At 71.3% G+C, this 26150-nt stretch carries 25 protein-coding genes and 1 pseudogene; 14 read left to right on the forward strand and 12 right to left on the reverse strand.

The window, feature by feature from the left end; all coding sequences use genetic code 11:
* Positions 1-219 precede the first annotated feature (219 nt).
* From FHN55_RS18700 to FHN55_RS18750, 11 genes are all read left to right on the forward strand, one after another.
* On the forward strand, positions 220-1164 hold the full coding sequence (locus FHN55_RS18700; protein ID WP_373995751.1) for a F510_1955 family glycosylhydrolase: 945 nt from the start codon (positions 220-222) through the stop codon (positions 1162-1164).
* Positions 1165-1313: 149 nt separating this feature from the next.
* Complete coding sequence (locus FHN55_RS18705; protein WP_139713917.1) at positions 1314-1814, forward strand: hypothetical protein; 501 nt, start codon at positions 1314-1316, stop codon at positions 1812-1814.
* Between the two features lie 52 nt (positions 1815-1866).
* Positions 1867-2586 (forward strand): DUF305 domain-containing protein, encoded by a 720-nt coding sequence (locus tag FHN55_RS18710; protein ID WP_109775258.1) that lies wholly within the window; start codon positions 1867-1869, stop codon positions 2584-2586.
* Positions 2587-3014: 428 nt separating this feature from the next.
* A complete protein-coding gene (locus FHN55_RS18715) occupies positions 3015-3320 on the forward strand; it encodes an NADH-quinone oxidoreductase subunit A (protein ID WP_373995752.1) in 306 nt (101 codons plus the stop codon).
* A 65-nt stretch (positions 3321-3385) separates the two neighbouring features.
* A complete protein-coding gene (locus tag FHN55_RS18720; protein ID WP_139713918.1) occupies positions 3386-4573 on the forward strand; it encodes a hypothetical protein in 1188 nt (395 codons plus the stop codon).
* Positions 4574-5506: a complex I subunit 1 family protein gene (locus tag FHN55_RS18725; RefSeq protein WP_257571119.1), complete on the forward strand. Its 933-nt coding sequence runs from the start codon at positions 4574-4576 to the stop codon at positions 5504-5506.
* A gap of 3 nt (positions 5507-5509) precedes the next feature.
* Positions 5510-6079, forward strand: coding sequence for an NADH-quinone oxidoreductase subunit J (locus FHN55_RS18730; protein ID WP_139713919.1), 570 nt, complete (start codon positions 5510-5512; stop codon positions 6077-6079).
* Positions 6076-6378, forward strand: coding sequence for an NADH-quinone oxidoreductase subunit K (locus tag FHN55_RS18735; RefSeq protein WP_109775255.1), 303 nt, complete (start codon positions 6076-6078; stop codon positions 6376-6378). The genes FHN55_RS18730 and FHN55_RS18735 overlap by 4 nt, the downstream gene beginning before the upstream one ends.
* A gap of 154 nt (positions 6379-6532) precedes the next feature.
* Entirely contained in the window at positions 6533-8443 is a 1911-nt protein-coding gene (locus FHN55_RS18740; protein ID WP_306821822.1) for a proton-conducting transporter membrane subunit, read from the forward strand.
* 17 nt (positions 8444-8460) lie between these two features.
* Entirely contained in the window at positions 8461-10068 is a 1608-nt protein-coding gene (locus FHN55_RS18745) for a NuoM family protein (RefSeq protein ID WP_139713921.1), read from the forward strand.
* A gap of 3 nt (positions 10069-10071) precedes the next feature.
* The gene (locus FHN55_RS18750; RefSeq protein ID WP_257571120.1) at positions 10072-11505 is read left to right on the forward strand and encodes an NADH-quinone oxidoreductase subunit N; all 1434 of its coding nucleotides are present in this window, start codon (positions 10072-10074) and stop codon (positions 11503-11505) included.
* Positions 11506-11648: 143 nt separating this feature from the next.
* Here the strand turns inward: FHN55_RS18750 and FHN55_RS18755 are convergent, their stop codons facing one another.
* The 4 genes from FHN55_RS18755 to FHN55_RS18765 all read right to left on the reverse strand — a co-directional run bounded on the left by FHN55_RS18755 (position 11649) and on the right by FHN55_RS18765 (position 15057).
* A complete protein-coding gene (locus FHN55_RS18755) occupies positions 11649-11981 on the reverse strand; it encodes a metal-sensitive transcriptional regulator (RefSeq protein ID WP_109775253.1) in 333 nt (110 codons plus the stop codon).
* 216 nt (positions 11982-12197) lie between these two features.
* On the reverse strand, positions 12198-14564 hold the full coding sequence (locus FHN55_RS18760; RefSeq protein WP_180357954.1) for a cation-translocating P-type ATPase: 2367 nt from the start codon (positions 14562-14564) through the stop codon (positions 12198-12200).
* A 116-nt stretch (positions 14565-14680) separates the two neighbouring features.
* Positions 14681-14851: a hypothetical protein gene (locus tag FHN55_RS22885; RefSeq protein ID WP_170131535.1), complete on the reverse strand. Its 171-nt coding sequence runs from the start codon at positions 14849-14851 to the stop codon at positions 14681-14683.
* Positions 14848-15057, reverse strand: coding sequence for a heavy-metal-associated domain-containing protein (locus FHN55_RS18765; RefSeq protein WP_109775320.1), 210 nt, complete (start codon positions 15055-15057; stop codon positions 14848-14850). The genes FHN55_RS22885 and FHN55_RS18765 overlap by 4 nt, the downstream gene beginning before the upstream one ends.
* A gap of 228 nt (positions 15058-15285) precedes the next feature.
* Between FHN55_RS18765 and FHN55_RS22890 the strand changes: the two genes are divergently transcribed.
* The 3 genes from FHN55_RS22890 (at position 15286) to FHN55_RS18775 (ending at position 18388) form a co-directional block, all read left to right on the forward strand.
* A complete protein-coding gene (locus FHN55_RS22890; protein ID WP_180357955.1) occupies positions 15286-15780 on the forward strand; it encodes a hypothetical protein in 495 nt (164 codons plus the stop codon).
* 387 nt (positions 15781-16167) lie between these two features.
* A complete protein-coding gene (locus FHN55_RS18770) occupies positions 16168-17013 on the forward strand; it encodes a GNAT family N-acetyltransferase (protein WP_139713922.1) in 846 nt (281 codons plus the stop codon).
* A 178-nt stretch (positions 17014-17191) separates the two neighbouring features.
* Positions 17192-18388, forward strand: coding sequence for an acyltransferase (locus FHN55_RS18775; protein WP_180357956.1), 1197 nt, complete (start codon positions 17192-17194; stop codon positions 18386-18388).
* A gap of 532 nt (positions 18389-18920) precedes the next feature.
* On the opposite strand, the gene FHN55_RS22895 is transcribed toward FHN55_RS18775, so the two are convergent.
* The 8 genes and pseudogenes from FHN55_RS22895 to FHN55_RS18805 all read right to left on the reverse strand — a co-directional run bounded on the left by FHN55_RS22895 (position 18921) and on the right by FHN55_RS18805 (position 26071).
* The gene (locus tag FHN55_RS22895) at positions 18921-19058 is read right to left on the reverse strand and encodes a hypothetical protein (RefSeq protein WP_180357957.1); all 138 of its coding nucleotides are present in this window, start codon (positions 19056-19058) and stop codon (positions 18921-18923) included.
* Positions 19059-19154: 96 nt separating this feature from the next.
* Entirely contained in the window at positions 19155-19286 is a 132-nt protein-coding gene (locus FHN55_RS23910) for a hypothetical protein (RefSeq protein WP_257571121.1), read from the reverse strand.
* A gap of 125 nt (positions 19287-19411) precedes the next feature.
* Positions 19412-20341 (reverse strand): DUF4192 family protein, encoded by a 930-nt coding sequence (locus tag FHN55_RS18780; RefSeq protein ID WP_139713924.1) that lies wholly within the window; start codon positions 20339-20341, stop codon positions 19412-19414.
* 742 nt (positions 20342-21083) lie between these two features.
* Positions 21084-21296 (reverse strand): annotated as a pseudogene (locus FHN55_RS24330) (ATP-binding protein); the annotation flags it as partial.
* Positions 21297-21422: 126 nt separating this feature from the next.
* Complete coding sequence (locus FHN55_RS18790; protein ID WP_139713926.1) at positions 21423-22079, reverse strand: NAD-glutamate dehydrogenase; 657 nt, start codon at positions 22077-22079, stop codon at positions 21423-21425.
* A gap of 698 nt (positions 22080-22777) precedes the next feature.
* Complete coding sequence (locus FHN55_RS18795) at positions 22778-24043, reverse strand: winged helix-turn-helix transcriptional regulator (protein ID WP_139713927.1); 1266 nt, start codon at positions 24041-24043, stop codon at positions 22778-22780.
* Positions 24044-24617: 574 nt separating this feature from the next.
* Entirely contained in the window at positions 24618-24845 is a 228-nt protein-coding gene (locus tag FHN55_RS18800) for a hypothetical protein (protein ID WP_139713928.1), read from the reverse strand.
* Positions 24846-25150: 305 nt separating this feature from the next.
* Positions 25151-26071, reverse strand: coding sequence for a ParA family protein (locus tag FHN55_RS18805; RefSeq protein WP_139713929.1), 921 nt, complete (start codon positions 26069-26071; stop codon positions 25151-25153).
* Positions 26072-26150 lie beyond the last annotated feature (79 nt).

Raw genomic sequence — 26150 nt, forward strand, 5'->3', positions numbered from 1 at the left:
GCTCCGGTGTCGCCCGAGGATCTTCGCGGTGCGGAGTGATCGACGTGGCACGGTGAACCCTGACCCGCGCACGGCCAGTACCCGGCGAGCAGCGAGGGAGCGCAGCCCGCTGCGTCCCAGACGTCGCGCCCGCCGCGGAACGCGGTCAGGCTCGGGGAGGGTCGACGGCGACTGACGCAGCTGGTCACGCGTCGGAAGAGCAACAACGCGAAGGTGAGCATGAGAAGCACATCCAGGCTGTGGGTCGTCGGCGTCAGCGCGAGCCTCACCCTGACCGCCTGCACCGCTTCGGCCCCCAGCCAGGGCGAAGGGCAACCCGAGCAGGCCTCGACGGCGACCTGGGGCCACGTGCACGGCCTCGGGGTGGATCCCGCGGACGGTGTCTTGTACGTGGCCGCGCACGACGGCCTCTACCGCTCCACCTCGGACGGAGTCGAGGGGCCGGTGGGTCAGCGTCGCCAGGACACCATGGGCTTCACCGTCACCGGTCCCGGCACCTTCCTGGGCTCTGGCCATCCCGACACCGCGGTGGACCCCGACCTGCCCAACCCCCTGGGCCTGGTCGTCAGCCGGGACAGTGGCCAGTCCTGGGAGCAGACCTCCCTGGGCGGGCAGGTGGACTTCCACGTGCTGCGCGCCCGTGGCGACACGGTCTACGGCTGGGACTCCATCAGCGGCCAGCTGCTGGCCTCCGACGACGCGGGCCACTCCTGGCAGGCACGCAGCGACGTCGCAGCACGTGACCTGGCGATCGACCCCTACGACCCTGCCACGGTGGTGGCGACCACAGCTGAGGGCCTGCAGCGCAGCGCCGACGGCGGACGCACGTGGTCGGTCGTGGCCCCCTCGCCCCTGCCGGTGGTGGTGGAGTGGACCGACGGTGGTGATCTGTACGGCGTCGAGGGCGACGGCGCCGTCCTGCACTCCACCGACGCCGGCTCCTCGTGGGACCGCATCGGCGACATCGGCGGCTCCCCCGAAGCCATCACCTCGCAGAGCCCCGTACCGGCAGCGCCCACCGCAGCGGACGCGCCCTCGGCGGATGAGGCACCGACGGCCACGGTGCTGCACGTCGCGGTCGCCCGCGAAGGGGAGCACCCCAGCATCGCCACGAGCCGCGACGGCGGCCGCACCTTCTCCGAGCAGGCCCTTCCCGACGCCTGAAGATCCTTCCTCGGGCAGGTCCAGGCGGCACGAGGCAGCGGACGGCGGCCACCGCTTCTTCTCGGCCCGGCAGGTACCACGCGTGGGCACGAGTATGCGAGGAATACCCCTGTGGGGTACCGTCGTGATCTCATCCGGAGGAGGCAGGTGTGGCGCACAAGCGGGGACTGCTTCACGCAGCGCTGATCCTGCTCGCCGGTGCGCTGGTGGCCGGCATCCTCACCATGCACGTACCGCTGATGAGCGTCCTGGGTGCTCACGGCTCGCTGCACGCAGCCAGCGCGAGCGTGCACTCGGCGTCGTCGACGGCCGAGCACGGCTCGATGGCCGGAACCGCTCCTGCCGCCGTCGCACCGGCGATGCTGGTCCGGTCCGCTGACGGCACACCGTTCGAGCGAGCCAGCGAACAGTTGTGCCACCCCGACGGCGCCGGTCACGGCGCCCCCACCTCAGCGCACGCCGTCGCGTGTGACCTGTCGGCGCCGCCGGTGAACGCCGCGACGGCACTCGGTGCGGCCGCGTTGGTCGCCGTCGTCGTGATGGCGCTGGTGATGCTGCCCAGTGGTGGGGCAGCGGGCGGGTGGCTGCTGCGCCGCGGTCCTCCTCGCGGCCAGCTTCTGCGTCTCTCCCTGTGCGTGATCCGGGTCTAGGAGCGGGCTCACCCCCGCCCCTGTGATCCGCACACCCTTTTCAAGGAGAGTCATGCCTCGCACCAGTTCCGACCTGCGTCACCACCTCGCCCGCACCTCCGCCCTGCGCGCCCTGGGCGCTGCCGGCGGCGCCGTCGCCCTGGCGGTGGTCCTGACCGCCTGCTCCGGCGGCGGCCACGACATGTCCTCCATGGGCTCCTCGGACTCGGGCACCTCGTCCAGCTCGAGCGCTCCGATGAGCTCGGCGGCGGTCACCCCTGACCCGGCCGCCGTCGCCTCAGCATCATCGGCGGTCTCAGCAGAGCACAACGACGCCGACATCATGTTCGCCCAGCAAATGATCGTCCACCACCAGGGCGCGGTGCAGATGGCGATGCTCGCCGGCGACCGCGCGCAGGACCCCGCGGTCCGTGACCTCGCCTCGCGCATCCAGGCCGCCCAGACTCCAGAGATAGCCCAGATGACGGGGTGGCTGCAGGCCTGGGACGCCCCCGAGACGATGGAGGAGGGCTCGATGGGTGGTCACGACATGGGCTCGATGGGCATGAGCGAGGAGGACATGGCCGCGCTGGAGGGGGCCTCCGGTGCTGAGTTCGACAAGCTCTTCCTGGAGCAGATGACCGTGCACCACCAGGGCGCTGTCGACATGGCCAAGACCGAGCAGGCCGACGGGTCCAACCCCCAGGCCATCGAGCTGGCCGGGACGATCGTGACCTCCCAGACCGCGGAGATCGCCGAGATGGACCAGATGCTGCAAACCCTGCAGGGCTGACCGCAACCACGCAGAAGCACCCCTAGAACGGGATGGTGCGGCGCCTGCTGCGGCGCCGCACCATCCTGTCGGCCCCGAAACGGATCAAGATCCGGTGTTCCAGTAGACGACGCTGCCGGTGGGACTCGGCTGGTCGCGGCCGGACGGCTCGATGCCCCTCTCAGGAGGCGCAAGGACACTTCACGCGCTATACCCCCAGTGGGTACCGACGACTCGCGGGTGCTTTGCCACCTCTCGGTGCGGCATGCCGCAACGGTGAAGGAAGGTGCTCGCACCAGAGCGGCGCCCGCTGTGCCCTGTCGCGTGCTTTCGCTGCAGGACGGGTTGGGACAGGTTCCGAGCAGGTGGCGGCACAGGTGTGAGCCGAGGAAGTGGAGGTCCCGTTGGCCGGGTACGCAGGACTCGCGGCGCTCCTATTGACGGTGATCGTGGGCGTCGCCGCGGCGCAGCTGGTCAGTAGGTCCACAGCTGTGGACAGCAAGGCTCTGCTCTCGCTGCCCTTCCTCTCGGGGTCGATGCCGCAGGAGCACGCGCTCTCACGCTTCCACGCCCGCTGGTACCCGATGACGCTGGTCTTCCTGGCCTTCGACGTGGAGATGCTCTTCATGTACCCGTGGGTCGAGGTGGTCGCCACCGTGGGCCTGTCGGCTGTGGTGGAGATGTTCATCTTCTTGGGCGTCCTCCTGATCGCGGTCGTCTGGGCCTGGCGTGAGGGAGCCTTCAGGTGGGTCTGACGAGGGCTCGAGGACTCAAGGCATGGCTCAAGGGCACAGCCCTCAAGCGCCCTCACTACTTGGTGGTGGCAGAGCCTGGGCGTGACGTCACCCGGTTCGCGCTGGAGCGCGTTGCCGCTGAGCGCGGCTGGGTGATGGCCCACTCTCCCGCCGAGGCTGACGCACTGATCACTTGCGGCCCGCTGTCTGGAGAACTGGCCGCAGCCGCGGAAGTGGTCTGGCAGCAGCTGCCTGGCCCGAGGGCTCGCGTGGACGTTGACAGCCCCATGGGCGTCGAGTCCGCCCTGGGTCACGTTCTGGAGCGGCTGTCTGACGACGACTTCCAGCGCCGCGACGCAACCAATCGACCCCAGGAACAGCCAACCGATTCTGGCCACGCCGACATGGACATGTCTGACCACGGCGACATGGACATGTCCGACCACGGCGACATGGACCACGACGGCATGGACATGTCCGACCACGGCGACATGGACCACGGCGGCATGGACATGTCCGACCACGGCGGCATGGACATGTCCGGCCCCGGTGGCATCGCGTTGGCCAGCGGTGGGGAGGACCGGGACGGCTTGGAGATGGACGTCCTGCACGTCCAGCTCGGTCCGGTGCTCGGTCTGTGGCCGAGCGGCCTGGTCGTCACGGTGACGCTTCAAGGTGATGTGGTGGTGGACGCCCACGCCCACCACCTGGACGAGGCCGCCGCGAAGGAGCGCGTCGATGCCCGCGTGGCGGCGTGTGAGCGGGCCGCGCGGATCCTCGCCTTGGCCGGCTCGCGGTACGCCGCCGCTGCCGTGCGCCTGCGCGATGCATTGCAGATGGGCACCGAGGTAGGCAGCGCCGACACTGGTCGACAGATCGATCTTGATGGAGAGCTCGCCGGTCTGCTGGCTCGTGTTCAGCGCTCCCGCACGCTGCGCTGGTCCCTCCGGGGCCTGGGCGACCTGAAAGATGATCAGATCGAGAAGGCTGGGTTGCCGGCTGGCGACCAGGGCGACGTTCACGACCGACTGATCGCTTCCCTGCGCCTCGCCGCGGACCCTGTCGCGGCAGCCCCGACGTCGTACGGGCACCGCCATCGTGCAGTCGAGGCCCTTCCGAGCCTGCTGATCGGGCGAGAGCTCGCCGAGGTGCGACTCACCGTGGCCAGCCTCGACCTCGAGTCCCGTGGCGTGTTTCCCGAGCCTGAGCATGGCCCTGACGCCGGCGGCGCCGACGCGGCTGGTGGCGCCGTGGCGGCCGAGGCGGTGGCCTGAGTGGACGTCGTGGGCGTGTCCTGGGTGTGGGCTCCTGCTGCTGTATTGCTGCTGATGGGCGTGGCCGCGGCCGGCGCAGCGTTCAGCGGCGCGCTCTCCGCGGGTGCCACAGGTCAGCGGCCGGTGGCCGGCCTGCTCGCTCCCGCCTACGAAGCAGCGCGGTTGATGCGCCAGCGCCGCCGCGTGCTGCTGGGCGCAGACCGGCCGTTGTGGCGCGGCGGTGGCGGGACGCTGCTGGTGGCTGCGGTGTTGATGGTGGGTGTCGTGCCGCTGGGTAACTGGACCCTGGCGGACCTCGGCGTCGGGGTCGTCTGGGTGAACGCCGTCGACGTGCTGGTGTGGGCGGCGGCCTGGCTGCTGGGCTGGGGGGCGAACAGCGCGCACGCGCTGGTGGGTGCCCATCGCTACCTCGCTCAGGCGCTGTCCTACGAGCTGCCGCTGATGTTCGCCCTGGTAGCGCCCGCTGTAGCCGCTGGCAGTCTGCGGGTGGGTGACATCGTGGCGGCGCAGTCGCAGCTGTGGTTCGTGGTGTGGATGCCGGCGTCCTTCGCCCTGTTCTGCGCCTGCGTGCTCGCCTTCTCACTGTGGGGCCCCTTCTCTACGGGCAGCGGGCCGGATCTCGCGGGTGGCGTTCTCGCGGAGCTGTCCGGGGTGGACCGGCTGCTGGTCCTGGCCGGTCGGTGGGCGCTGCTGGCGGCGGGGTCGGCGGTGGCCGTTGCGCTCTTCCTCGGGGGTGGCGCCGGCCCGTTGCTGCCCGCCTGGGCGTGGTCGCTGCTCAAGACGCTGCTGGTGTTGGCGGCGCTGGTGGTGTTGGCCCGACGGTTGCCACTGCTACGCCCGGATCGCCTGGCTGAGGTGGGATGGCTGGTCTGCTTGCCGGTGGCACTGGCGCAGCTGCTCGTCGTCAGCCTGGTCGTCCTGGGGAGGAGCTGAACGATGAGCGACCTAATCACCGGACTGGTGTTCTGGGTGCTGGGGGTGCTTGCCGTCGTCAGCGGGGCGCTGGTGTTCCGCTTCGACTCGATGGCACGTGCCACCTACGCCCTGGCCGTCTCCTTCATCGCGGTGGGCGCTGCGCTGCTCCTGCTGCAACTGGACTACGTGGGGCTGGTGACCGTGCTCATGATGGTCATGGAGATGGCCGTGATGGCCATCTACATGATCATGTTCATGGGGATGAACCCCGCTCTCATGCCCATGAGCATGGTCCACAGCCGGCGCACGGCTCTGGGCATCTCGGCGGGGGTCTTCCTCGTGCTCGCCGCGGGGATCGTGGCGGTGCCGTGGCCGCAGCGACGCGCGGCCCCCGCCGCTGACCTCACCGCCTCACTGGGCGAGACGATCATGGGCTCGAAGATGCTGGTGATGATGGGTATCAGCCCCGTCCTGTTCGCCACCGTCGTCGCTGCGGTCGTACTGGCCGCGCCGCGCACCCGCTACGACCGCTTTGGGGACGACCTGCGCTCAGCGCCGTCGGACCCCCACCACGGAGGTGTGGGGCGGTGACCTTGGAAGCGGTGCTGCTGATCGCAGCTGCCCTGTTCAGCATCGGCCTGTACGGAGCGCTGTCCCAGCAGGTCGTGGTGATGGTGATGATGGGGCTGGAACTCATGCTCAACGGCGTCATCCTGGCTGCTGGAGGGCTGTGGTGGTTCCTGTCGCCGTCCCCCAGCGGCCACCTGCTGCTCTTGGTGGTGGTCGCCGCGATGACCGTCGACATGGCCATGGGCTTCGCGGTGGCGGTGCTGCAGCACCGGACCCGCGGCTCGGACATGACCGACTCCGCCACGGAGCTGTCCCAGTGAGCCGGGCGAGAGCGGCGGCCACCGGCGGGGCGGACAGGTGAGCGCGCAGATGAGCTCACTGCTGTGGGCGGTCGTGATGTTGCCAGCTGCCATCGGTGCCGTCTTGGCGCTGGTCGGGCACCGGCTGGACAAGGCAGCTGCGCCAGCAGCGGTCGTGACCGCCGCAGCCGGCCTGGTGCTGGCGGTCACGGCAGCGGTGCTGCACCCCTCCGCTGGTGCCCCGCTGGTGGTGGCCGGTGGGCTCGATCTGGCAGTGGACCCCCTGGGTGCGCTGATGCTGGTCACCACGGCCTCCGCCGTGCTGCTGGTCGTCATCTTCGCCGCCGGCGACATCCACGAGCACCGAGCCCGCTTCTTCGGCCTGCTGCTCATCTTCAGTGCAGCAGCGGCCACGACGGCCACGGCGACAGCCCTCCCCGGGCTGCTGCTGGCCTGGGAGCTGATGGGGGCCTGCTCCTTCGCCCTGATCGGCTATCCGTGGCGCCAGGCGCGGACGGTGGGTTCAGGGACCACGGCCTTCCTGGTGACGCGGACCGGTGACCTGGGCCTCTACCTCGCTGTAGCGGCCGCCGTGGCAGGGGCTCCAGGGCTGGCCCTGGCAGACCTGCCCGTAGCGCACGAGCCCTGGCGCTCGGTGGCCGCCGCTGGCGTCCTGGCCGCCGCGATCGGGAAATCAGCTCAGCTGCCCGTCTCATTCTGGCTGTCACGCGCCATGGACGGCCCCAGCCCGGTCAGCGCGCTGCTGCACTCCGCGACGATGGTGGCGCTGGGGACCTTCCTGCTGCTGCGCACCACCGACCTGCTGGCTGCCACGAGCTGGGCGTCGGCCACCGCCGCCTGGGTCGGGGTGGTGACGGCGGTGGTGCTCGGTGCGGTCGCCCTGGCCCAGCGCGACTTGAAGCAGCTGCTGGCCGCCTCGACGGCTTCGCAGCTGGGCTACGTGGTGCTGGCCGCGGGCATCGGGTCGGTCTCCGGTGGGGCGGTGCAGCTGGTCGCCCACGCGGCGACCAAGGCCCTGCTGTTCCTCGCGGCGGGCGCCTGGTTGTCCCTGCTGGGCACGAGGCAGCTGTCCGCCCTGCGCGGAGCCGGGCGGCGATGGCCAGTGATCGGAGTGTGCGCCGCGGTGGGCCTGGCATCGCTAGCGGGTTTGCCGCCGCTGTCGCTGTGGGCCGCCAAGGACGGCGTGCTGGCCGCGGCGCGAGAGGTCTCCCCGGCGCTGTACCTCGCTGGTCTGCTGGGCGCTGCCCTGGCGGCTGCTTACGCCGCCAAGGCGTTGGCGGTGCTCTTGGGTCCCGAACCGCAGATCACCACGAGCCCTAGGACCCGCGAGGAAGAGGACCGCACGGGCCCCGGGGACCACGGCTCCGCCACAGCACACTGGACACCCCACGCCGGTGGTGTCGGTGGGCTGCAGCGGGTGCCGCTGGTGGTGCTCGCGGCGGCAGCTGCGGTGCTGGGAGCACTCGCCCTGCCGCCAGTGGCGCAGCGACTGCGAGGGGCTCTCGACCGTGCTGGCGCTCCACCGGCCACACCGAGCGTCGGTGAATTGGTGCTGTCGGGGGTGGTTGCCCTCGTAGTAGTTGCCGTGGTCATCGCGGCACAACTGCGCCGCTCGTCACCCACCACCTCATCGGTGCCCTCATCGTCGTCCTCCTCCTCTTACTCCTCGGCTGCGGCGGGTCCGACAGCCGAGTGGCGACAGAGCGGGCTGCGGACCCGGCTGCAGGACTGGCTACAGGGCTGGCTGGGGCTGGAAGCCGCCGCACACGCCCTGGTGGTGCGCCCCGTGGTGGGCCTGGCCACCGTGCTGGCGCGCTGGGATGACCGTGGGCTGGACCGCGGCGTGAGCGCTGTTGCGGCCGCCGCTACCTCGACGGCGCGCGGCGCTGCTCGTTTCGATGACCGGCGCGTCGACGGTGCCGTGCGCAGCGTCGCAGCCGCCGCCCGCGCCGCTGGCCGTCTGGCGCGGCGCTCCCAGAGCGGGCAACTGCACCGCTACTACGCGGCGGCTGCGGTGGTGCTGCTGCTGGCTGCTGTCTTGCTCGCCCTGGCGCCGAGCGCCTGACCGGAAGTGGTGTCCTCGTGTTGAGCCTGCTCGTCTTCATGCCGCTGGTCGCGGCTGGTGCCCTAGCTGTACTGCCGCGCGTGCCCGACGCGGCAGCGCGCTGGGCCTGGGTGGCTGTTGCCGGAGCCGAGCTGGTCCTGGTCGTCGCGATGGCCCTCGCCTACCGCACCCCCGCCCCCGGTGGCCTGGCCTTCGAGCAGCGGGTCCGATGGATCCCGGCTGTCGGGACCAGCTACCACGTGGGCCTGGATGGCATCTCCTTGCCGCTGGCGGCGCTGACGTGTGTGGTCTTCCTGGCCTGTGCGGTGTACGCGCTGCGCGAGGCGCACCGCCCGCGGGCTCAGGCAGCGCTGTTCCTGTTCCTGCAGACCGCCTGCCTGGGCGTCTTCGCCGCGCAGGACCTGGTGCTGTTCTTCGTCTTCTTCGACCTGTCGATCGTGGGGATGTACTTCTCCATCGCGGGGTGGGGCCATGGGGACCGGGCGCGCTCAGCGCTGCGCTTCTTCCTCTACACCTTCCTGGGCTCCCTGGCCCTGCTGGTCGCCTTCATCGGGCTCTACCTGGCATCGGCACCGCACACCTTCGACATCGTCGAGCTGGCGGCGAACCCGCCGCTACAGGGATCACCGACCACCGGGGTGCTGGTGCTGGTCGCGGCGCTGGTCGGGTTGGGCATCAAGACGCCCGTGGCGCCCGTGCACACCTGGCTGCCACCCGCGCACACCGACGCACCGACCATCGGTTCGGTGGTCCTGGCGGGGGTGATGCTCAAGCTGGGCACCTACGGCCTGGTGCGGGTCGTGATGCCGCTGCTGCCCGATGCCTGGCGCGCTGCGGCATGGGTCGTCGTGACCCTCGGGATCGTCTCCGCGCTTTATGGGGCGCTGGTGGCGTTGGCTCAGAGCGACTTCAAGCGGATGGTGGCCTACACCTCGGTGAACCACATGGGGTACGTGGTGCTCGCGCTCGGAGCGGCGGGCCTGGCGGGGGGTTCTGCGGCATCTGCGGCTCCTGGCGCGCCCGCAGGTGGGGCTGGCAGCGCCCTGGGGGCCGCCGCGGCCAGCAGCCAGCAGCTCGCGGTGATGGGGGCCGTGACGCAGATGGTCAGCCACGGCTTGATCACCGCTGCGTTGTTCCTGCTGGCCGGGGTGCTGCGCGACCGCACCGGCACCTACGCGATGGGGCCCGGCAGCACCGTCAGCGGCCTGGGACGGCTGGCGCCGCGGTGGGCGGCGCTGTTAGCGGTGGCCTCCTTCGCCTCCCTCGGGCTGCCGGCCTTCAGCGGCTTCGTCGCCGAGCTGCAGGTCTTCGCCGGCAGCATCGCGACAGCGCCGGTGACCGCGGTCGCACTGCTGGGCATCCTGATCACCGCCGCACTGTTCCTGCGGGCACTGCAGCACCTGCTGACCGGGCCAGCGCGAGCCCCGCGGGGCGGGTTCGCCGACCTGCGGGCAGCCGAGGCGGTGCCCGTGGTGGTGCTGCTGGTGCTGGCCACCGCTATCGGTGTGGCACCCCAGCCGCTGCTGGACGTCATCGCTCCGACGTCGGCGTGGATCACCTCGGTGGTCACCTCCTCCGCGACGGACGCGGTCGCGGCCTCGGTGGCGGCACCGGCGGGGAGCTGAGCCGTGGAGCACGACGTGGCCATGCTGACCCCAGAGGTCTGCCTCCTGGTCGGCACCGTGACGTGCCTGCTCATGGGCAGTTTCCTGGCGCGTGAGCGGCAGCGCTGGTCGCGGGTGGTCGCCGTCCTGGCTCTGGTTGCGGCCGCGGTCACCGCGCTGGTGGGGCCGGCCTCGCCCGCCATGGGTTCACTAGCCTTCCAGGCCAGCTACGCCCTGGACGCGCCGACCACGACCGCGCGGGTGCTGATCTGCGCTGCCACGCTGCTGGTGCTTCTGCTGGGACGCGATGAGCTGGCGGGTGACCCGCGCGAGAGCGAGATCTGCTCGCTGCTGCTGGCTGCAGCGCTCGGCGCGGTGGTCCTCGCCGGCGCCAGCGACCTGCTCGTGCTGGCGGTGGCCTACCTGCTGGCGAGCATCCCGCTGTACGCGCTGGTGGGACTGGCGCGGACACCAGCAGCCGCTGAGGCCGCCTTGAAGACGTACCTGCTCGGCGCGCTGCTGGGCATCGTCATGCTCTTGGGCGTGGTGGTGCTGGTGGCGCTGGCCGGCGGTAGTACCTATGCGGAGCTGGTCAGTGGGCTGCGTTCTGGCCAGGTGCCACGACCGCTGGTTGCTGTCGGGGTCGTGGCGACGCTGGGAGGGCTGCTGTTCAAGGCCGGGGCGGTTCCTGGTCACTTCTGGGTGCCCGACACCGCACAGGGAGCACGGACCGCGCTGGCCGCCTTCGCCACCACCGTGCCCAAGATCGGCGGCCTCATCGCGGCCTACCGGCTGGTCGATGCCACCGTCCAGAGCGGGGCCGTCCAGACCGGCACCGTCGTTGCCGGCATCGCGGCGGCGACGGCGCTGCTGGGCGTGCTGGCGGCCTTCGGGCAGGACGACGTGCGCCGACTCCTGGGATGGTCCACGGTCTCCCAGGCCGGCTTCCTGCTGTTCCCGGTGGCGGCTGCGGGCCGCAGCGATCTGGCGCAACCCTCGCTACTGCTGTACCTGGCCGGGTACGCCGCCGCCAACCTCGCTGCCTTCGCCGTGGTCGCTGCTGAGCCACACCGACGCACCCGCGAGGCTTGGCGCGGGGCCGCCCGGCGACGGCCCTGGGTGGGTGCAGCTCTGCTGGTGTCGCTGCTGGGTCTGGTGGGAACACCGCCCACCGCAGTCTTCGTCGGGAAGCTCACCACCTTCACCGCGGCCTGGGACGGGGGACTGGCCTGGCTGGTGGTGCTGGGCGCGGTCGCGACTGCCGCTTCGTTGTTCCCTTACCTGCGCTGGTTGGCGGCTGCTTTCGCGAAGGCACCAGCCGATGAGGACGCCGGACAGGTGAGCCGGGGACCTTCGAGTGCTGCGGCCGCAGCAGTCAGCGCCGCTGCCGTGGTCCTCGTGCTCGGAGTGGGGGCTGGGCCGCTCTGGACGGCCCTCAGCGGGCAGGTTCTGAGGTGATCTGCCGGCGGCTGGAGCTCCCCGCCGCACGTGAGCTGACCCAGATCGTGTGGTGACCTACTGGTCAGGCTCCTGCCCAGCTGCCGGCCGGCTGCCGGTCAGTTGAGCCTCACCGCCGGCGACGGCCGGGCGGGCGAAGAGGATCAGGACTTCACCAGCCGGGCGATGGCCGCGGAGGCTTCGGCGATCTTCTCCTCGGCCTCAGGGCCGCCCGCACGAGCCGCGTCGACCACGCAGTGCTTGAGGTGGTCATCCAGGAGGCCGAGGGCGACGTTCTCGGTGGCCGCGGTCATGGCGCTGATCTGGGTGAGGATGTCGATGCAGTAGGCCTCGTTCTCCACCATGCGCTGCAGGCCCCGGACCTGACCCTCGATGCGCTTCAGGCGCGTGAGGTAGCGGTCCTTGTCGCTGATGTAGCCGTGGTGGTGGGCGCTCGGGGTGTCCTCGGTCGCCTCGGGGGCGGGGTGGTCGGTCATGGACGACTCCTTGGGCCTGCACCGACGTGCGGATAGGGGTGACGGGGTGGGTGGAGTGGCTCAGCGCCACCATGGTGGCTCACGCGCTCGCTCGTGCGTGCAGGCCGGCTTCGGTCACCCGCGCAAGATCGCGGTCCGCTCCTGTGCGACGTTGGCCGGCCGTGAGCACCTGGACGCGTGCCGCGGGCAGGGCTCGGGGCCACCTGCACGGTGGTGCTAACGGGAGCCCATGGGCTCGGTCGCGGTGAAGCGGCGCAGGCGCAGGCTGTTGCCCACCACGAAGACGCTGGAGAGGGCCATGGCCGCTCCGGCCAGCATCGGGTTGAGCAGCCCCAGCGCAGCGACCGGGATCGCAGCGGTGTTGTAGGCGAAGGCCCAGAACAGGTTGGACTTGATCGTGGCCAGGGTCCGCCGAGACAGGCGGATCGCATCGACCACGCCAAGCAGGTCCCCTCCCACCAGGGTCAGGTCTGAGGCCTGCATGGCGACGTCGGTGCCGGTGCCCATCGCCAGGCCGAGGTCGGCCTGGGCCAGGGCGGGGGCGTCGTTGATGCCGTCCCCAACCATGGCGACCTTCTTGCCCGCCTCCTGCAAGGCGCGCACGGTGGCGACCTTGTCCTGGGGCAGCACCTCGGCGATGACTTCGGTGATGCCCACCTGGGCGGCGACGTCGCGGGCGACGGCCTCGTTGTCACCGGTGAGCAGGACCGGGGTCAGGCCCAGCTCCTTCAGCGCGGCCACGGCCTGGGCGCTGGTGGCCTTGACGGTGTCGGCGATGACGAGCAGGCCGCGGGCCGCGCCGTCCCAGCCGACGGCGACCACGGTGGACCCGCGGGACTCGGCCTCGGCCTTGGTGGCGGCCAGGTCCTCGCTCAGGGGCGCGCCGTGCTGGGCCAGCAGCGAGGCCCGACCCACGACGACAGAGCGGCCTTCCACGGTGCCGTGCACCCCGCGGCCCTCGTCGGTGGTGAAACTGGTGGGCACGGGCAGCACCTGGCCGCTGGTCCGATCGTCAGCCCGACCGTTGGTGCGGGCGCCTACGACGACAGCTCGGGCGATGGGGTGTTCGGAGGCGTCCTCGAGTGCGGCCGCCAGGCGCAGCAGCTCGGCCTCGTCGACGCCGGGGGCGGGGATGGTCCGGACCAGGCTCATCTGGCCGGTGGTGACGGTGCCGGTCTTGTCCAGGACGACGGTGTCGATGCGGCGCGTGGACTCCAGTACCTCCGGGCCCTTGATCAAGATGCCCATCTGGGCGCCGCGACCGGTGCCGACGAGCAGCGCGGTCGGGGTAGCCAGGCCCAGGGCGCAGGGGCAGGCGATGACCAGGACGGCCACTGCGGCGGTGAAGGCCGCCGAGGCCGGGAAACCGGCCCCCAGCCAGGCACCCAGAGTGATGACGGCGATGACCAGGACGACCGGGACGAAGACCGCAGAGATCTGGTCAGCCAGGCGCTGGACCTGGGCCTTGCCGTTCTGGGCGGCCTCGACCAGGCGGGCCATTTGGGCCAGCTGGGTCTGCTCGCCCACCCGGGTGGCGCGCACCACCAGGCGCCCGCCGACGTTCAGCGTGGCGCCCACGACCTCGTCGTCGGCGCTGACCTCCACGGGCACCGACTCCCCGGTGAGCATGGAGGCGTCCACGGCGGAGGTGCCGCTGACCACGACACCGTCGGTGGCGATCTTCTCGCCGGGGCGGACGAGGAAGTCCTCGCCCACGGCGAGATCGTCGATGGCGACGGTGTGCTCCACCCCGTCGCGCAGGACGGCGACCTGCTTGGCACCCAGATCCAGCAGGGCCCGCAGGGCGGCTCCGGCGCGCCGCTTGGAGCGCTTCTCCACGTAGCGCCCCGCCAGGACGAAGGTGGTCACCCCCGCGCCGACCTCGAGGTAGATGTTCCCCGCCCCGTCCGAGGGGGCCAGGGTCAGCTCGAAGGGGTGGACCATCCCGGGCATGCCCGCGGTGCCCAGGAAGAGGGCGTACAGCGACCAGGCCAGCGCTGCGGCGGTGCCCACGGAGACCAGGGTGTCCATGGTGGCGCTGCCGTGGCGCAGGTTGACCCACGCAGCCCGGTGGAAGGGCCAGGCTCCCCACACGATGACGGGGGCGGCCAGGGCCAGGGAGGCCCACTGCCAGTAGGTGAACTGCAGCGCGGGGATCATGGCCATGGCGACCACGGGCACTGTCAGCACCACCGCACCGATGAGCCGCTGGCGCAGCGAGGTCAGCTCGCGCTCGGCGCTGGTCTGCTCACCGCCGTCCGCGGCCGATGACCCGGCTGCCGGGGCTGAGGCGTCGGTCTCCGAGCCACCACCGGGCACCGGTGGGCGCCTGGGGGCAGGGGCGGGAGGCAGGACCGCGGTGTAGCCGGCCTTGCTGACCTCGGTCAGCAGCACTGCGGGGTCGAAGCCCTTGGGAATGCTGACCTGGGCCTTCTCGGTGGCGTAGTTCACCGTGGCGTTGACGCCGTCGAGCTTGTTCAGCTTGCGCTCGATGCGCATGGCACAGGAGGCACACGTCATCCCCTGGATCTGCAGGGCGAGGGTGGACGAGTCCGCGGGTGCGGAGGGGTTCGTCGTGCTCATCGAGGTGCCTTCCGTGCGGTCTTCGAGCGGTGGGCCGACAGCCGAGTGAACGGTGCGGCCACGGTCAGCGGGCCCAACCGGTCCAGCCGGTCAGCTGATCGACCCAGCTTGTGGGCCTAAGGGTTCATCGCGTGATCGCTGTCTTCGCCGTGTGAGGTGTCCGCGGAGGACTGCTGCCAGCGCTGGGCTGCCTCAGGCGGCGCCAGCGCCGAGGCGGTGGCGTAGGAGGCGCCGAAGGCCAGCGCGAGGCCGGCGGCGAAGACGCCGAGCCGTCCTGCGCTGTTCACGGCACGGGGACAGCGGTGTAGCCGGCCTCCTCGACCGCGGCCAGCACCTGGGAGGTGGGCACGTCCTGGGTGGCCTTGACGACCAGGACTCCAGTGCTGGCGTCCACCTCGACCTCACGCACCCCGGCCAGGACGCTGACCTCCTCGCGCACGGAGGTCTCGCAGTGGCCGCAGGTCATACCACTCACCTGGTAGCGCTTGTCCATCGTCAGCTCCTCTCGACCGGTCATCCACCGTGTACCCCTGGGGGGTACCACCTCATCAAGGTATTACCCCCCCGGGGGTATTCCACAAACCCGTCTGCACCGGGCGCTGTCCGCCTCTAACAACACCCGCTCCCGTCCTGCCCATCTCCACCTGACCCCTGGCGTTCAGACGGGTGATGAGAGGTCGGCTGAACCCGCCCGCGCGTTGAGGGCAGTTAGCCTGCCGGTGTGCCCGCCACAGCCACGGCGCCTGCTCGGGTGCAGGCGCTCCTCGGCCGGCCGCGACGACGCGGCCACGTCGAGGTGTCCGGGCTGCCGGGCGCAGGCATCCTTCTGCTCGTGCTGGCTCTGCTGGTGCTGACCATGGCCAGTCCTCTGGACCGGGCCGGGCGCAGCGCCCACGCCGCACCGCAGCTGATCGCCTCGGGTGTGGCCGCTCACACCCACGCGAACTTGGCCACCCTCGCTCAAGCCCCCCATGCCTCGGCCTCCACGGCACCGAGCTCGACGTCAACGTCGGCCCAGGACGTTCCAGCGACCCCGGCCCTGGGACAGGACGCCCCCTCGGGGCACAACGGTGACCACCACCACCACCACGTCGACTTGGATCCCGTCGGCGCCGGTGCTCTGCACTCGGCTGGCGCTGCAGCCTTCGCTCTGACTCCCGCCCGGCACCTCTCGGTCCTGTTGGTTGCAGCCGTCACCTTGACCTACCCCGACTGAGCCTTCGGGCAGCGCTTCGCCCAGCAGGCTTTTGCGTGCCTGCCGCCACACCGCCATCGCGATCCCCACGGGGCGCTGAGTGCGGCTGTGACCTCGGGCGACTGCCGCTGCTCCCGCCCCGGCCCACACCCGGCGCCCCGCCCCCAGGCGACTGCGCATGCAGCGCCTGATGGAGCACACGGACGCCCTGCGTCGCGCCGCCGCGGGCTGCCCGGCTCATTCGACGACCCCACGCACCAGAGGTGACCCATGCCCTCCCACCAGCACAACGACCCCGGCCACCCCCGCTTCACCCCCCGGCCCCATGCGCGCGCGGGCAGAGCCCCCGGGTACAGCCCTGGACACCTCGACAGCGCAGATGGTCCGATGCGACTCAGCGGTGCTGGAGTGCGCGAGCGTCTGCGCGCCGCGACCTGGTCTGCGGCCGACACCGCGCACCTCATGAACATCCGCGAGATGACGCCTGCCGACCTGCCGCGCACCGCGTTCTGGCACCGCAAGGCTCTGCCACAGGCCTTCTTCACCCGGCTCGGTCCTCGCTTCTTGAGGCGCTGGCAGCACACCTACCTGGACTCCCCCCACGCCATCGCGCTGATGGCTGAGCGCACCGACGTCCTGCCGCCGCAGCCGGTGGCCTTCCTCCTCGCGGCCACTGACGCCCAGGCTCACCAGGCCCACGTCCTGCGCCACCACCGACTGCCGCTGACGGCCCTCGGCCTGGGCGCCCTGCTGGTCCGCCCGGCGGTGCTCGTGCGCTTCCTGCGCACCCGCGCCGGTCGCTACATCCAGCGCATGACCCACCTCCCCACCACCGGCGGGCTCGCTCGCCAGGCCAGCCCCATGGCCGCCGACGCTGCTCGTGGGTGCCCGACCCCCTCGTCCACCTCGTCCGCCTCGTCCACGGACTCCTCGCCGGCCGAGCGGGCCCGCGTGGCCGCGGTCGTCGCACTGGTCGTTGACGTCGAGGTCCGCCGAAGCGGCGTAGGACGAGCGCTCCTCGACGCCTTCACCACCCGGGCTGCCCAGGCCGGGGCCGACAGGGCCGAGCTGGTGACCGCATGGGCATCAGACGCTGAGGTCTTCTACGACGAGTGCGGCTGGTCGAGGTCCACCATGCGCCCCAACCGCGATGGCAGCTTCGTCACCCCCTTCCACCTCGCGCTGGGCGCTGAGGTGTCCGCGCCCGAGTGCGCGCGGCACGCCGCCGATCCCGTAGCTGAGTCCAGCGACTGACGCCGCGCGGGGCTGTAGCGACGTCACCGCTCACAGGCGCCACGTCCTGCCTCGCCCGTACTCGCTGACCTGCGCGCTCCCCTCGAACGCGCGGCACCTCGCGTCGCCACGACCTGCGTTGAGTACACCCTCCTCAGCGGTCCTGGCGGCCCTCGCTCAACGACCTTGGAGGATCGTCGTGACCCAGATCGCTGTCCCCGTCCTCAGTGCCCGGCCACCTGCGCGCCGCCCGGGCTTTCGCCCTGACGTCGAGGGCCTGCGCGCGCTGGCCCTCGGGCTGGTGCTGCTGTACCAGGCCGGAGTGCCCGGCACCGCAGGAGGACGCCTGGGCGTCGATGTCTTCTTCGTCATCTCCGGCTTCCTCATCACTGGGCTGCTGGTGCGCGAGGTGGAGACCACAGGCCGCATCGACCTACCTCGCTTCTACGCCCGCCGAGCCCGGCGCATCCTGCCCAGCGCAGTCAGCGTCAGCATCGCCGTTCTGCTCATCGTCGCCGTGGTCGCCCCGGCGACCGTGGCGCGCGTCGGCATCGACGCGGTCGCTGCAAGCCTGCAGGTCGCGAACTGGCGCTACGTCGTCGCCGACCTGTCCGGCCTCAACCCGGTCGGCGTCGGTAGTCCTCTGCTGCACTACTGGTCCCTGGCGGTGGAGGAGCAGTTCTACCTCGCCTGGCCACCCCTGGTGGTCCTGACGGCGTGGCTGGCGCGCAGGCGCCAGCGGTCGCTGCGCAGGTGGCTGGCTGCTGTCGCCGGCGGACTGGCCCTGCTCTCCTTGGGCGCCTCGGTCTTCCTGACGCCCCTGTCCGGCACGGTGGCCTACCTCTCGACCCCCACGCGCGCCTGGCAGCTGGCCGCCGGTGCACTGCTGGCGCTGGCGGTCCCGGCTCTGCTGGCGTTGGCGGGCAAGGCGTGGTGGCCCGCTGCTGCAGCTGGCTCCGCTGTTCTGGGGCTGGCGATGGTCTTGACCAGCGCTCACTGGACCGGCGCTGTGGACTACCCCGGTTCAGCCGCCCTGGTCCCCACGCTGGGCACCGTCGTCCTGATCGCCAGCGGCGTAGGTGCCCCAGGAGTGGTGCAGCGCCTGCTCTCGTGGGCGCCGGTGCAGGCCGCGGGACGCCTGTCTTACGTCTGGTACCTCTGGCACCTTCCGGTGATCTACGTCGCTGAGGAGATGGGGGTGCAGTCGTGGTTGGTCCTGTTGGGCGCAGAGGTCTTCCTCGGAGGCGCCTTGGCCTGGCTGACGGCTGTGCTCATCGAACGCCCTTGCCGTTTCGCGCCGAGATGGGCGGCCAACTCGAGCCGAGGGCTGATTCTTGGTGCTGGACTGACGGCACTAGGCGTGCTCGCGGGCATAAGCGCTGTCATCTTGAGCTGATCGGCGTTCGGGTAGCGATCCCATCTGCGACAGGCCGGCGCCCTAGGCGTCTCGGAGGCACGAGGTGCGCCAAGGCGGACGGTCAACGGTGGGCTGGGACCAGGGGCCTCGTGCGGGAGCCTGCTGGCTCGGTGGTGCCCGCGGCGGGGCACCGGTCATCCTCGACCTGCTCCCCCCTCCGGGCTGCTCTGCTGCTCCTGGGGTCAGCGGCAGCGCTCCTCGGCAGCGCTCCTCGGCAGCGCTCCTCGGCAGCGCTCCTCGGCAGCGCTCCTCGATAGCTGGGTCTCGTGGTGGGCTTCGCTGGGGCGGAGGCGCTGCCGCGAGGGGTGTGCAGCAGCTGCGACGGGTGCCGGCGCCGGCGGTGGGGAGCTGCCGGGTGTGGGCTGGTGAGCGAGTGGATGGTGCGCGCTCGTCAGGCGTCGACGGCGGGCCTCGATGGCCCGCTGGCGGCGATCGGCGCGCCGCCCGGCGGGGGGCGGGCGGCCGGGGTCTGGCGCGGACTGCTGCGAAGGGGCGCGGGTGGGCATCGGGCTCACCAGTCGAGGTCGTCGGGGGCGGGGTGGTGCTCCATGACGGCGAGCACTCGGCCCCAGCGCTCGGCGGTGGCGTGGGTCTCGGCGGCGTCGTCGTACCCCGATCGCCATGTGTGGGTGAGGTCCTCAGCGCCCACGTCGAGGGCGGTGTCGGGGTTGAGGCGCAGCGCTGCCAGTGCGGCGAGGTAGGTTGGGCAGTCGGCTGGATCGGCGCAGTGGGTGGCCTCGGGGGTTCAGGCGGCGCGACCGGCGTCGGCCATGTCCCAGCGCAGCGCGCGCCGCTCCCACAGGGCCGGGTGGTACTCCTCGGGCTGGTTGGGCTGGTCGGGCTGGGTGTGGGGGTCGGCGCTGCGGTGTTGGCTCATCGGGCTCTCCTGGGGCTGCGGCGCTGCGCGTGCGGGGAGCGCGCGCGGGCTGACAGGGGGCGGTGGGGTCGGCGGCCCCTGCGGGCTCCGGCGGCCGCCGTGGTGGCGGCCGCCGGAGGTGGTGCTCAGAAGGTCAGGTCGACCGCGTTGCCCAGCAGGTGCTCCCGGCTGTCCATGGGCGGCAGGTGCAGGGCGACGGCCTGGGTGATGAGGCGCCCCAGGGAGTTGTGCTCGGGCAGACGGGCCAGGGCCGCCTCGGTGAGCACGGCGTTGCCCTGGAGCCAGGCGACCATGGCCAGGGCGGCGTGGATGCCCTCGTGCTCGGGGTGGGCGCGCTGGACCAGGTGGACCAGCATGGCCAGGGGCACGTGGCCGGTGATGGTGGAGGCGATCAGCCTGTCCCGGGTCTCGATGTTCTGAGCACTGACCAGAAGGTCAGCGACCTCCTGCTCGTCCAGCACGGTGCCGGGGCGGGCGGTGAAGCGGGCGGCGACGGCGAGCCAACGGGGGTGGCTGGCGGGGCGGGCTCGCTCCAGTGCCAGGCAGTAGACGGGGGTACCGGTGAGGCTGTCGGCGACGGCCTGGCGGGTGGGCAGGACTGCCAGACCGGCGCCGATGAGGGCGGCGGCGACGGGTGAGTCGGTGGGCAGGGGCCGCTCGGTGTCGCAGCATCCATGGTCGCAGCCGGTCTGGCGGATCTGGCGGTGGTGGATGGTGGCGACCTCGGCGGGCAGGTCGGCTGCCAGTAGCGCCAGGCCGAGGGGCTCGGCGAGGGCGGCGGCGTCGTCGTGAGTGTGCTGGTCGCTCCAGACCAGCAAGCAGACCGCGTGGGCGCGGTCCTGGTGCATGGCGTCGATGAGGACGTCGGTGGCCTCGGGGTGGGTGGTGGCGTCGTCGAGGTCGAGGCGGGCGATGAGGCCGCTGCGGCGGCGGGGCCCGCGCAGGCTGATCAGGGTGATGGACTCGCTCGGCCAGAAGCCGAGGGTGTGGGCTGCCAGCAGGGCGAGGTCGCCCGGGTGGGTGACCTGGATGACCTGGGCGGAGTTATCGTCCATGGTAATTCTCCCTTGGTGGGCGGGGCGCCTTGGTGGCTTCCCCGGTGCTTTTATTCTAGCGCATTGCTGGTCGATGTCATCACAGGTCAGGACCACTTTGTGCCAATTTCAGGGCGCCTGCCAGCAGTCGGCCGACTTTTTGTGGTGATGTTTCTCGTCGGCGGCTTGCGGGCGGCGTGGGGCGTTTGTGGGTGCGTTCTGCTGGGCTGTGGGCGGCTTTCGAGTGGTGGGTGGTGTGGGTGCCAGCCGCTGTGTGGGTCTGTGGCGGGCTGGGACCGGGAGCCCCGTGGGCCAGCCAGGCGGGCTCGGTGGTGTCCGTGGCGGGTCGACCTCGCTCCCTCGCGACTGCTCCCCGCCTCAGGGCCTGTTCTTCGGTGAGGAACCACGGAAGCTGCAGCGCCTCGCCCAGGTCGGGACGCGCCCCGGGCCTCGCGTCGCGGTGCCCTCGCGGCGGGGCGAGCAGTGCTGGTTGAGGTGCACCGACAGCCTCGGACCAGGGGCTGTAGGGAACCTCGCGGTCATGGGTGGCTCACGACGTTTGAGACTCCCGCGAGGTGCTGGAGCAGGCCCTGCCCGGCTCTAGGTCTGACTCAGAGTCAGGGTTAGGCAGCGTCCTCGCGCAGCTGGAACCACACCGCCTTGCCGGCCTGGCCCGGCTCGACGCCCCACTGCGAGGACAGCAGGTCCACCAGGGCCATCCCCCGCCCGCGGTGGACTCCAGGTCGACCTTGCGCACGACGGGAGCACCGGGGGCTGCGTCGCTGACGCGCACGTGCATCCCCTCCGTCCCGCGGCACTCCAACTCGGTGGTGATCGGGGGTGAGCCGTGGCGCACGGCGTTGGTGACGATCTCGCTGAGCAGCAACCGTGCGCGTTGGAGCACGCGGATGCTGTGGGCGGGGCAGTGCGCCTGGTCCAGGAAGGCCCGAGCCCTGCGGGAGGCGGCGGCGTCCATGGGCAGCGTCAAGGACACCGACGGGGTCAGGTCACACACCGGGTGTTCGTACCTGGCAGCACGGAGGCTCGCTGGCTGGAGTCGGTCTGCCTTCGCCAAGTGTGATGGTGCTGGCGCCCGGTCAGGTCAGCGGTAGCGCAGGCGGGCGCCGACGGCTCGTGCTGCTCGGCCGGCGATGTGGAAGTGGTAGCCGGGCGCGAGGGCAGTGCGGAGCAGGGCCGTGACGGGGTCCTCGGTGCCGGCAGTCGGCGCGGGCGGCAGCTGCGCCCGGGCGTGGGTGAGGTCTGCGGCGTTGCGGTAGGTCCAGACGGTGAGGGGCTGGGTGTCGGTGGCCAGGGCGCGCAGATGGGTGGTGAGCGCTTCGACGTCGTGCTCGGCGCGCTGGGCCAGGGCGAGGGTCCGGTCGCGCATGGTCTCGTTGATCATCTGCCAGCCGTCTTCGGCGCGCTGGATGCGGCGGGCGCCGACGCTGATTGCGGCGGCCAGTCCGTCGTAGGCCAGACCGGTGGCCTCTCGGGCACTGCGCAGCTCGGCGGGGGTCATGATGTCGAGGCAGTCGGCGACGTAGCTGGTGATCTCGCGGGCGAGGTCGTCGGGGACGACGCCTCGAAGGCCAGCGGCCTCAAGGGCAAGGATCTTGTCGGCAGGAACGTCGAGGAGCTCGGCCAGGGTGGGTGCGCTGCAGGCGAGGTAGTCCCGTGCGGCGGTGATGGTGTCGCCGGTCATGGGGCGCGCCTGGACGGCGGCCAGAACTGTGCGGTCGGTGAGTCGATCGGTGGGCATACGGTCCTCGCGTCGTAGTGACTTCTCGGCGGCTCGTCGTCCGTGCTGATCAGGAAGCTTGACCTGGCCTGCCTGGGTGTGGCCGCTGCGAAGTGCAATCTTGCAGCGGCCGCTGACAGGCCCTCGATCTGCGAGCCCTTCATGGCGCACCGGGCTTAGTCGGCGCCTCGGCTGCACGACGCCACTCGTCGTCGTGCTCGGCAGGCCGAGTTAAGACTCCCCCACCGATGCCGATGACTGAGCAACTAACGACTCACGCCGCCAGAGTGATAGCGGAAGCCCGATGGTCAGACGTCTTCGCCGACCACCCCGGGCCCCTCTGACTCACCGTGACGACCCAGGACCAGACCGAGCACTAGGGGCCTCAGGTAGGGCGTGAGACTAGTGACCACTCTGGTCAAGATGCAGCCGTCGAACAACGGCCAACGACTGCGTACCGTCGTCTGGGGGCTGCATGTGGGGTCCTGCTGGGCGTTCATGCCGCTTGGTGCCGTCTCCGCGCAGCCCAGATGGGCACGAAGTGACCCCCGAGACGCCCGGCAGGGGCGGCTCGGGGGCGCGTACCCCTCGGGACAACGCGATGCAGGGCGCAAACAGCGCCGTTCGCTGTCTGCGGGACACCCCGTGGCCTCGTGCGGCGCTGCTGAGGCGTGCGGTGGGGTGGCCGACGGCATGTCCGGGTCACAGGCGCGGGAAAGTCAGGCGGCCCGTTGAGAGGGCACGCGCGCTCTTGGTGGCCCAGCGAACAGCTGGGGCTGCTCGGGGCGGTACAGGCCGCGCTCGACCCGCCATCCCCGCCGGGCGTCGAAGTCGACGCGCCACAGGGTGAACGCTTCGCGCTGGGCGGCGTGGCGGGCCTTGCGGCGCGCGACGACGCCGGTGCTGCCCAGCTCGCCGGCGACGTCGTCCAGGTGCTCGGCGGCCGCCGCGGCGTCGGTCTCGAGCACGCGGCGCACACCGCGGTGGTCGACCTCGACCAGCCCGGCCAGCGCCAGGGCGCGCACGTGCTTGGTCACGGTGCGCCGGTGCAGGCCCGACAGGGCCTGCAGCTGGGCCGCGGTGAGCCGCTGAGCACCGGTGGGGTCGAGCAGGTCGACCAGGCGCGCGGCGATGCGACCTAGCCCGCCATGGATGGAGTGGGAGAAGGCGTCGTGCGCGCGCACGCTGGTGCGTCCCAACGCGGCCGCCAGCGGCAGCACCGGCAGGTTCTCCAACACCGCGGCGACCTCCGGGGCGGGGGCGGGCAGGTCCTCGGGGCGCAGTAGCCGCCAGGTGGGCGCCAGCGTCCCCTGCGCGGGGCTGTCCTGGCGCACCCAGCCGGCCTTGGCCAGCCGCCGCAGGGCGTTGGTAACGGTGGTGGGGCTGACGTTGGCGTGCTCGGAGACCTGCCGGGTGGAGGCTGAAGGGGTCAGGGTGCAGGCCTCGCGGGCGATGGCCAGCAGCACCTGCAGTACGGCGCGGTCGCTGGGGCCGGAGGCCTTGCCCCACAGGTGTGGGTGAGCGCTGATGGTCAGGTCGATCTCGGCGAGCTCGGCCTGGACGGTGAAGTGGTCCCCGGTGGGGGGGCGCTCGGCCACGCGCGCGACCGCGTTACGCCACGTCGTGCTCAGGTGACGCTCGGCGTCCCCGGCCGAGCGCTGGCGCGAGCGGCCCTGGCGGATCTGGGTGGCTGCCCACGCGGCGATCTCCTCGCAGGCGCCCTCCAGCGCCAGGCGCCAGGTCTCCTCGTCCCAGCCGGCGTTGACCGCGGCCACCGCGGTGGCCATGACCGCCTCAGAGCGGCTGGCGTAGCGGTCCAGGCCGGTGCCGTCGCGCAGCAGCGCGGTCATCGGCTCCGAAAGCGCTCGGACGGTGACGGGGGTGGTGCGCTGGAGCACCGCGGTGCGCGGCGGCGCCGTGCTGACGGCGGCGTCGCTGGTCAGCGTGGTGGTGGCGGGGTGGCGCGGGGCCACCGGGCCGGTCACCGCGTCATGCGGCGCCGGCCTTGCGCATGCGTCTGTTGGGTGAACGTCTCAGGGCGCGCGAAAATCTTGGCGCGTAGGACGTGACCCAACCCCGATGGGGAGGTAATGTCTCCTCCAGTTACTCAGTTGACGAAGCCCTGCACCCAGATCAGGCGGCCAAACTTGAACTTGGGGTGTGGGGCTTCGTTGTGTCCGGAGCCGGTCAGTCGACTGGTCCGGGTAGGGCTACGCCGCGGACGGGTCCGTGGCGCTGGGTTCGCCGACCTCGCGCGACCGTCGGTCGCGTTCGATCAGGTCCTCCAGGTAGAGGCTGAGCGAGACGCCCAGCTCCTGTGCTCGTTCGTTCGCTGTCCGCCGGGTGACCTCTGGCACTCGCGTGGCGAAAGGCACCAGAGGCTGGACCTTCTGCTTCCGCGGGGCGCGGCCGGCTACGGCGGGCATGGGGATGACCCTGGCGTAGGGATGCATGCAAAGCAACCCCTTCACGCAAAGTTGTTGGGTCACCCGATCGGGTGCTGGGGTTGACCCTGGCCCCGAGGTGCTCGCTCGGGCCAGGGTCCGCTGACTCGGCGTCTCAGTACTGCAGAGGTGGCAGGCCGACGCTGGCCCTCAGCTCGTCCTCGGTGACACCACTGAGCTCGTCTCGATGGCGGGTCAGCAGGAGGTCGATCGCAACCCGCACGAGCGTGGCATCGGTGATGCGCTCACGCTCACTTGAGGCCACCTGCTGTCGGTGCGGATCGTTCATCACCTCAGCCGTGAGTGAGGCCAGCCCAGCCGACTGCGTGGAGGTGATGAGCATGTCTCGTCGCGCCAGCCGGGCGTACTTCGGCGCGGCGGGTCCGCTCGGTACCGGCCTTCGGCGGGTCTCACGAGGCGTGGGGTCCGACTCGGGCGTCGGGCGCGCGGCCGTCTGTTCATCGGTTGCGGCCGGCTCGGCCGCCTGAGGTGTCGTGCGCGCCGTCCGAGACAGGCTGAGGGGCGGCCGGTCTCGGGCCCGAGATGGGCTGGCGGGGATCTGCAGGGCAGGACGCCTCGGTGCGGGGCCCGCTGCGGCGCTACTTGCAGGACTGGCGTCGGTCGCCGGCTGCGGGGGCTCGGCGGAGGTCATCGCGGGCTCCCGTCGGCGGCCACGGCGCGCTCTGCTGCTGCGAGCCGCCGCAGCACTTCCTCGGCCAGGTGGTGAAAGTCGTCGGCGACCCCTTCGGCGCTGGCGGTGCGGGGTCCTTCGCTCTTCTTCCCGGTGCGGCGCAGTTCCCACCAGCTAGGGCCAGAGCGGACAACTTCCTCGAGTTCGTGGGCGAGCTTGCCCAGCTGGCGGGTGTCCTGAGCAACGGTCTCGCTGGCGCGGATGGTGGTGGTGAAGACGCGAGTCTCATCGCCGGCGAAGTCTTGGACGAGTAGTTCGCGCGCCTGGGCGGTCACCCGCGTCGCGGCCCTGTTCACGCCGAACATGACGATGCCGAGCATGTCGAGGTTGGCGTTGACGTCGAGAACGTTGTCCAGCAGCTCTGCTACGTCGCGCAGCCCCTTGCGAGACGCCGCGTCGGTCTTGACGGGGATGACGAAGTAGCCCGACGCGGCAAGCGCCGCGCGCTGCAGGGACGGGTACCCCGGAGGGCAGTCGATGATCGTCAGGTCGTAGTCATCCATCAGTGGATCAAGCACGCGGGCAAGCGCGGTCTTGGACTTTCCGGGATCACGGCTGCCCAACATGCTTTCCAGGGTGTTGGCGGCCTTGACCAGCTCCTCTCCCCCGACGACGACGTCGAGGTTGGGCCTGACGTCCTGCGCCGGCGCCACAGGAAAGCTGAAGCTCAGTGCTGCGCTCAGCGCTCGGCCTGCGTCATCGATCTCGGTGCTGGAGTACCCGAGGTCCTCCCCCAGGTTGCCCTGAGGGTCCATGTCGACCAGCAGGATCCGCCCGGCGCCGGCATGGGCCAAGGTTCCGGCGAGGTTGGCGGCGACGGTTGTCTTGCCGACGCCGCCCTTGCTATTGATCACAGCGATGACGCGGTCTCTTGCCATGCCTACCTCCTAGTGGGTAAGGGAGTCCGACCTCGGGAGTCCGACCTCGGGAGTCCGATCTCGGGAGTCCGACCTCGGG

Source organism: Streptomyces sp. NP160, assembly GCF_006335115.1.
Classification (GTDB): domain Bacteria; phylum Actinomycetota; class Actinomycetes; order Actinomycetales; family Quadrisphaeraceae; genus Quadrisphaera.

What these genes read in the sequence shown, in the direction of transcription:
- FHN55_RS18805 (WP_139713929.1), bottom strand. Translation starts at nt 26,071, where the DNA reads ATGGCAAGAGACCGCGTCATCGCTGTGATCAATAGCAAGGGCGGCGTC.
- FHN55_RS18710 (WP_109775258.1), top strand. Translation starts at nt 1,867, where the DNA reads ATGCCTCGCACCAGTTCCGACCTGCGTCACCACCTCGCCCGCACCTCC.
- FHN55_RS18730 (WP_139713919.1), top strand. Translation starts at nt 5,510, where the DNA reads ATGAGCGACCTAATCACCGGACTGGTGTTCTGGGTGCTGGGGGTGCTT.
- FHN55_RS23910 (WP_257571121.1), bottom strand. Translation starts at nt 19,286, where the DNA reads ATGAGCCAACACCGCAGCGCCGACCCCCACACCCAGCCCGACCAGCCC.
- FHN55_RS18700 (WP_373995751.1), top strand. Translation starts at nt 220, where the DNA reads ATGAGAAGCACATCCAGGCTGTGGGTCGTCGGCGTCAGCGCGAGCCTC.
- FHN55_RS18765 (WP_109775320.1), bottom strand. Translation starts at nt 15,057, where the DNA reads ATGGACAAGCGCTACCAGGTGAGTGGTATGACCTGCGGCCACTGCGAG.
- FHN55_RS18760 (WP_180357954.1), bottom strand. Translation starts at nt 14,564, where the DNA reads ATGAGCACGACGAACCCCTCCGCACCCGCGGACTCGTCCACCCTCGCC.
- FHN55_RS18790 (WP_139713926.1), bottom strand. Translation starts at nt 22,079, where the DNA reads ATGCCCACCGATCGACTCACCGACCGCACAGTTCTGGCCGCCGTCCAG.
- FHN55_RS18800 (WP_139713928.1), bottom strand. Translation starts at nt 24,845, where the DNA reads ATGCTCATCACCTCCACGCAGTCGGCTGGGCTGGCCTCACTCACGGCT.
- FHN55_RS18755 (WP_109775253.1), bottom strand. Translation starts at nt 11,981, where the DNA reads ATGACCGACCACCCCGCCCCCGAGGCGACCGAGGACACCCCGAGCGCC.
- FHN55_RS18780 (WP_139713924.1), bottom strand. Translation starts at nt 20,341, where the DNA reads ATGGACGATAACTCCGCCCAGGTCATCCAGGTCACCCACCCGGGCGAC.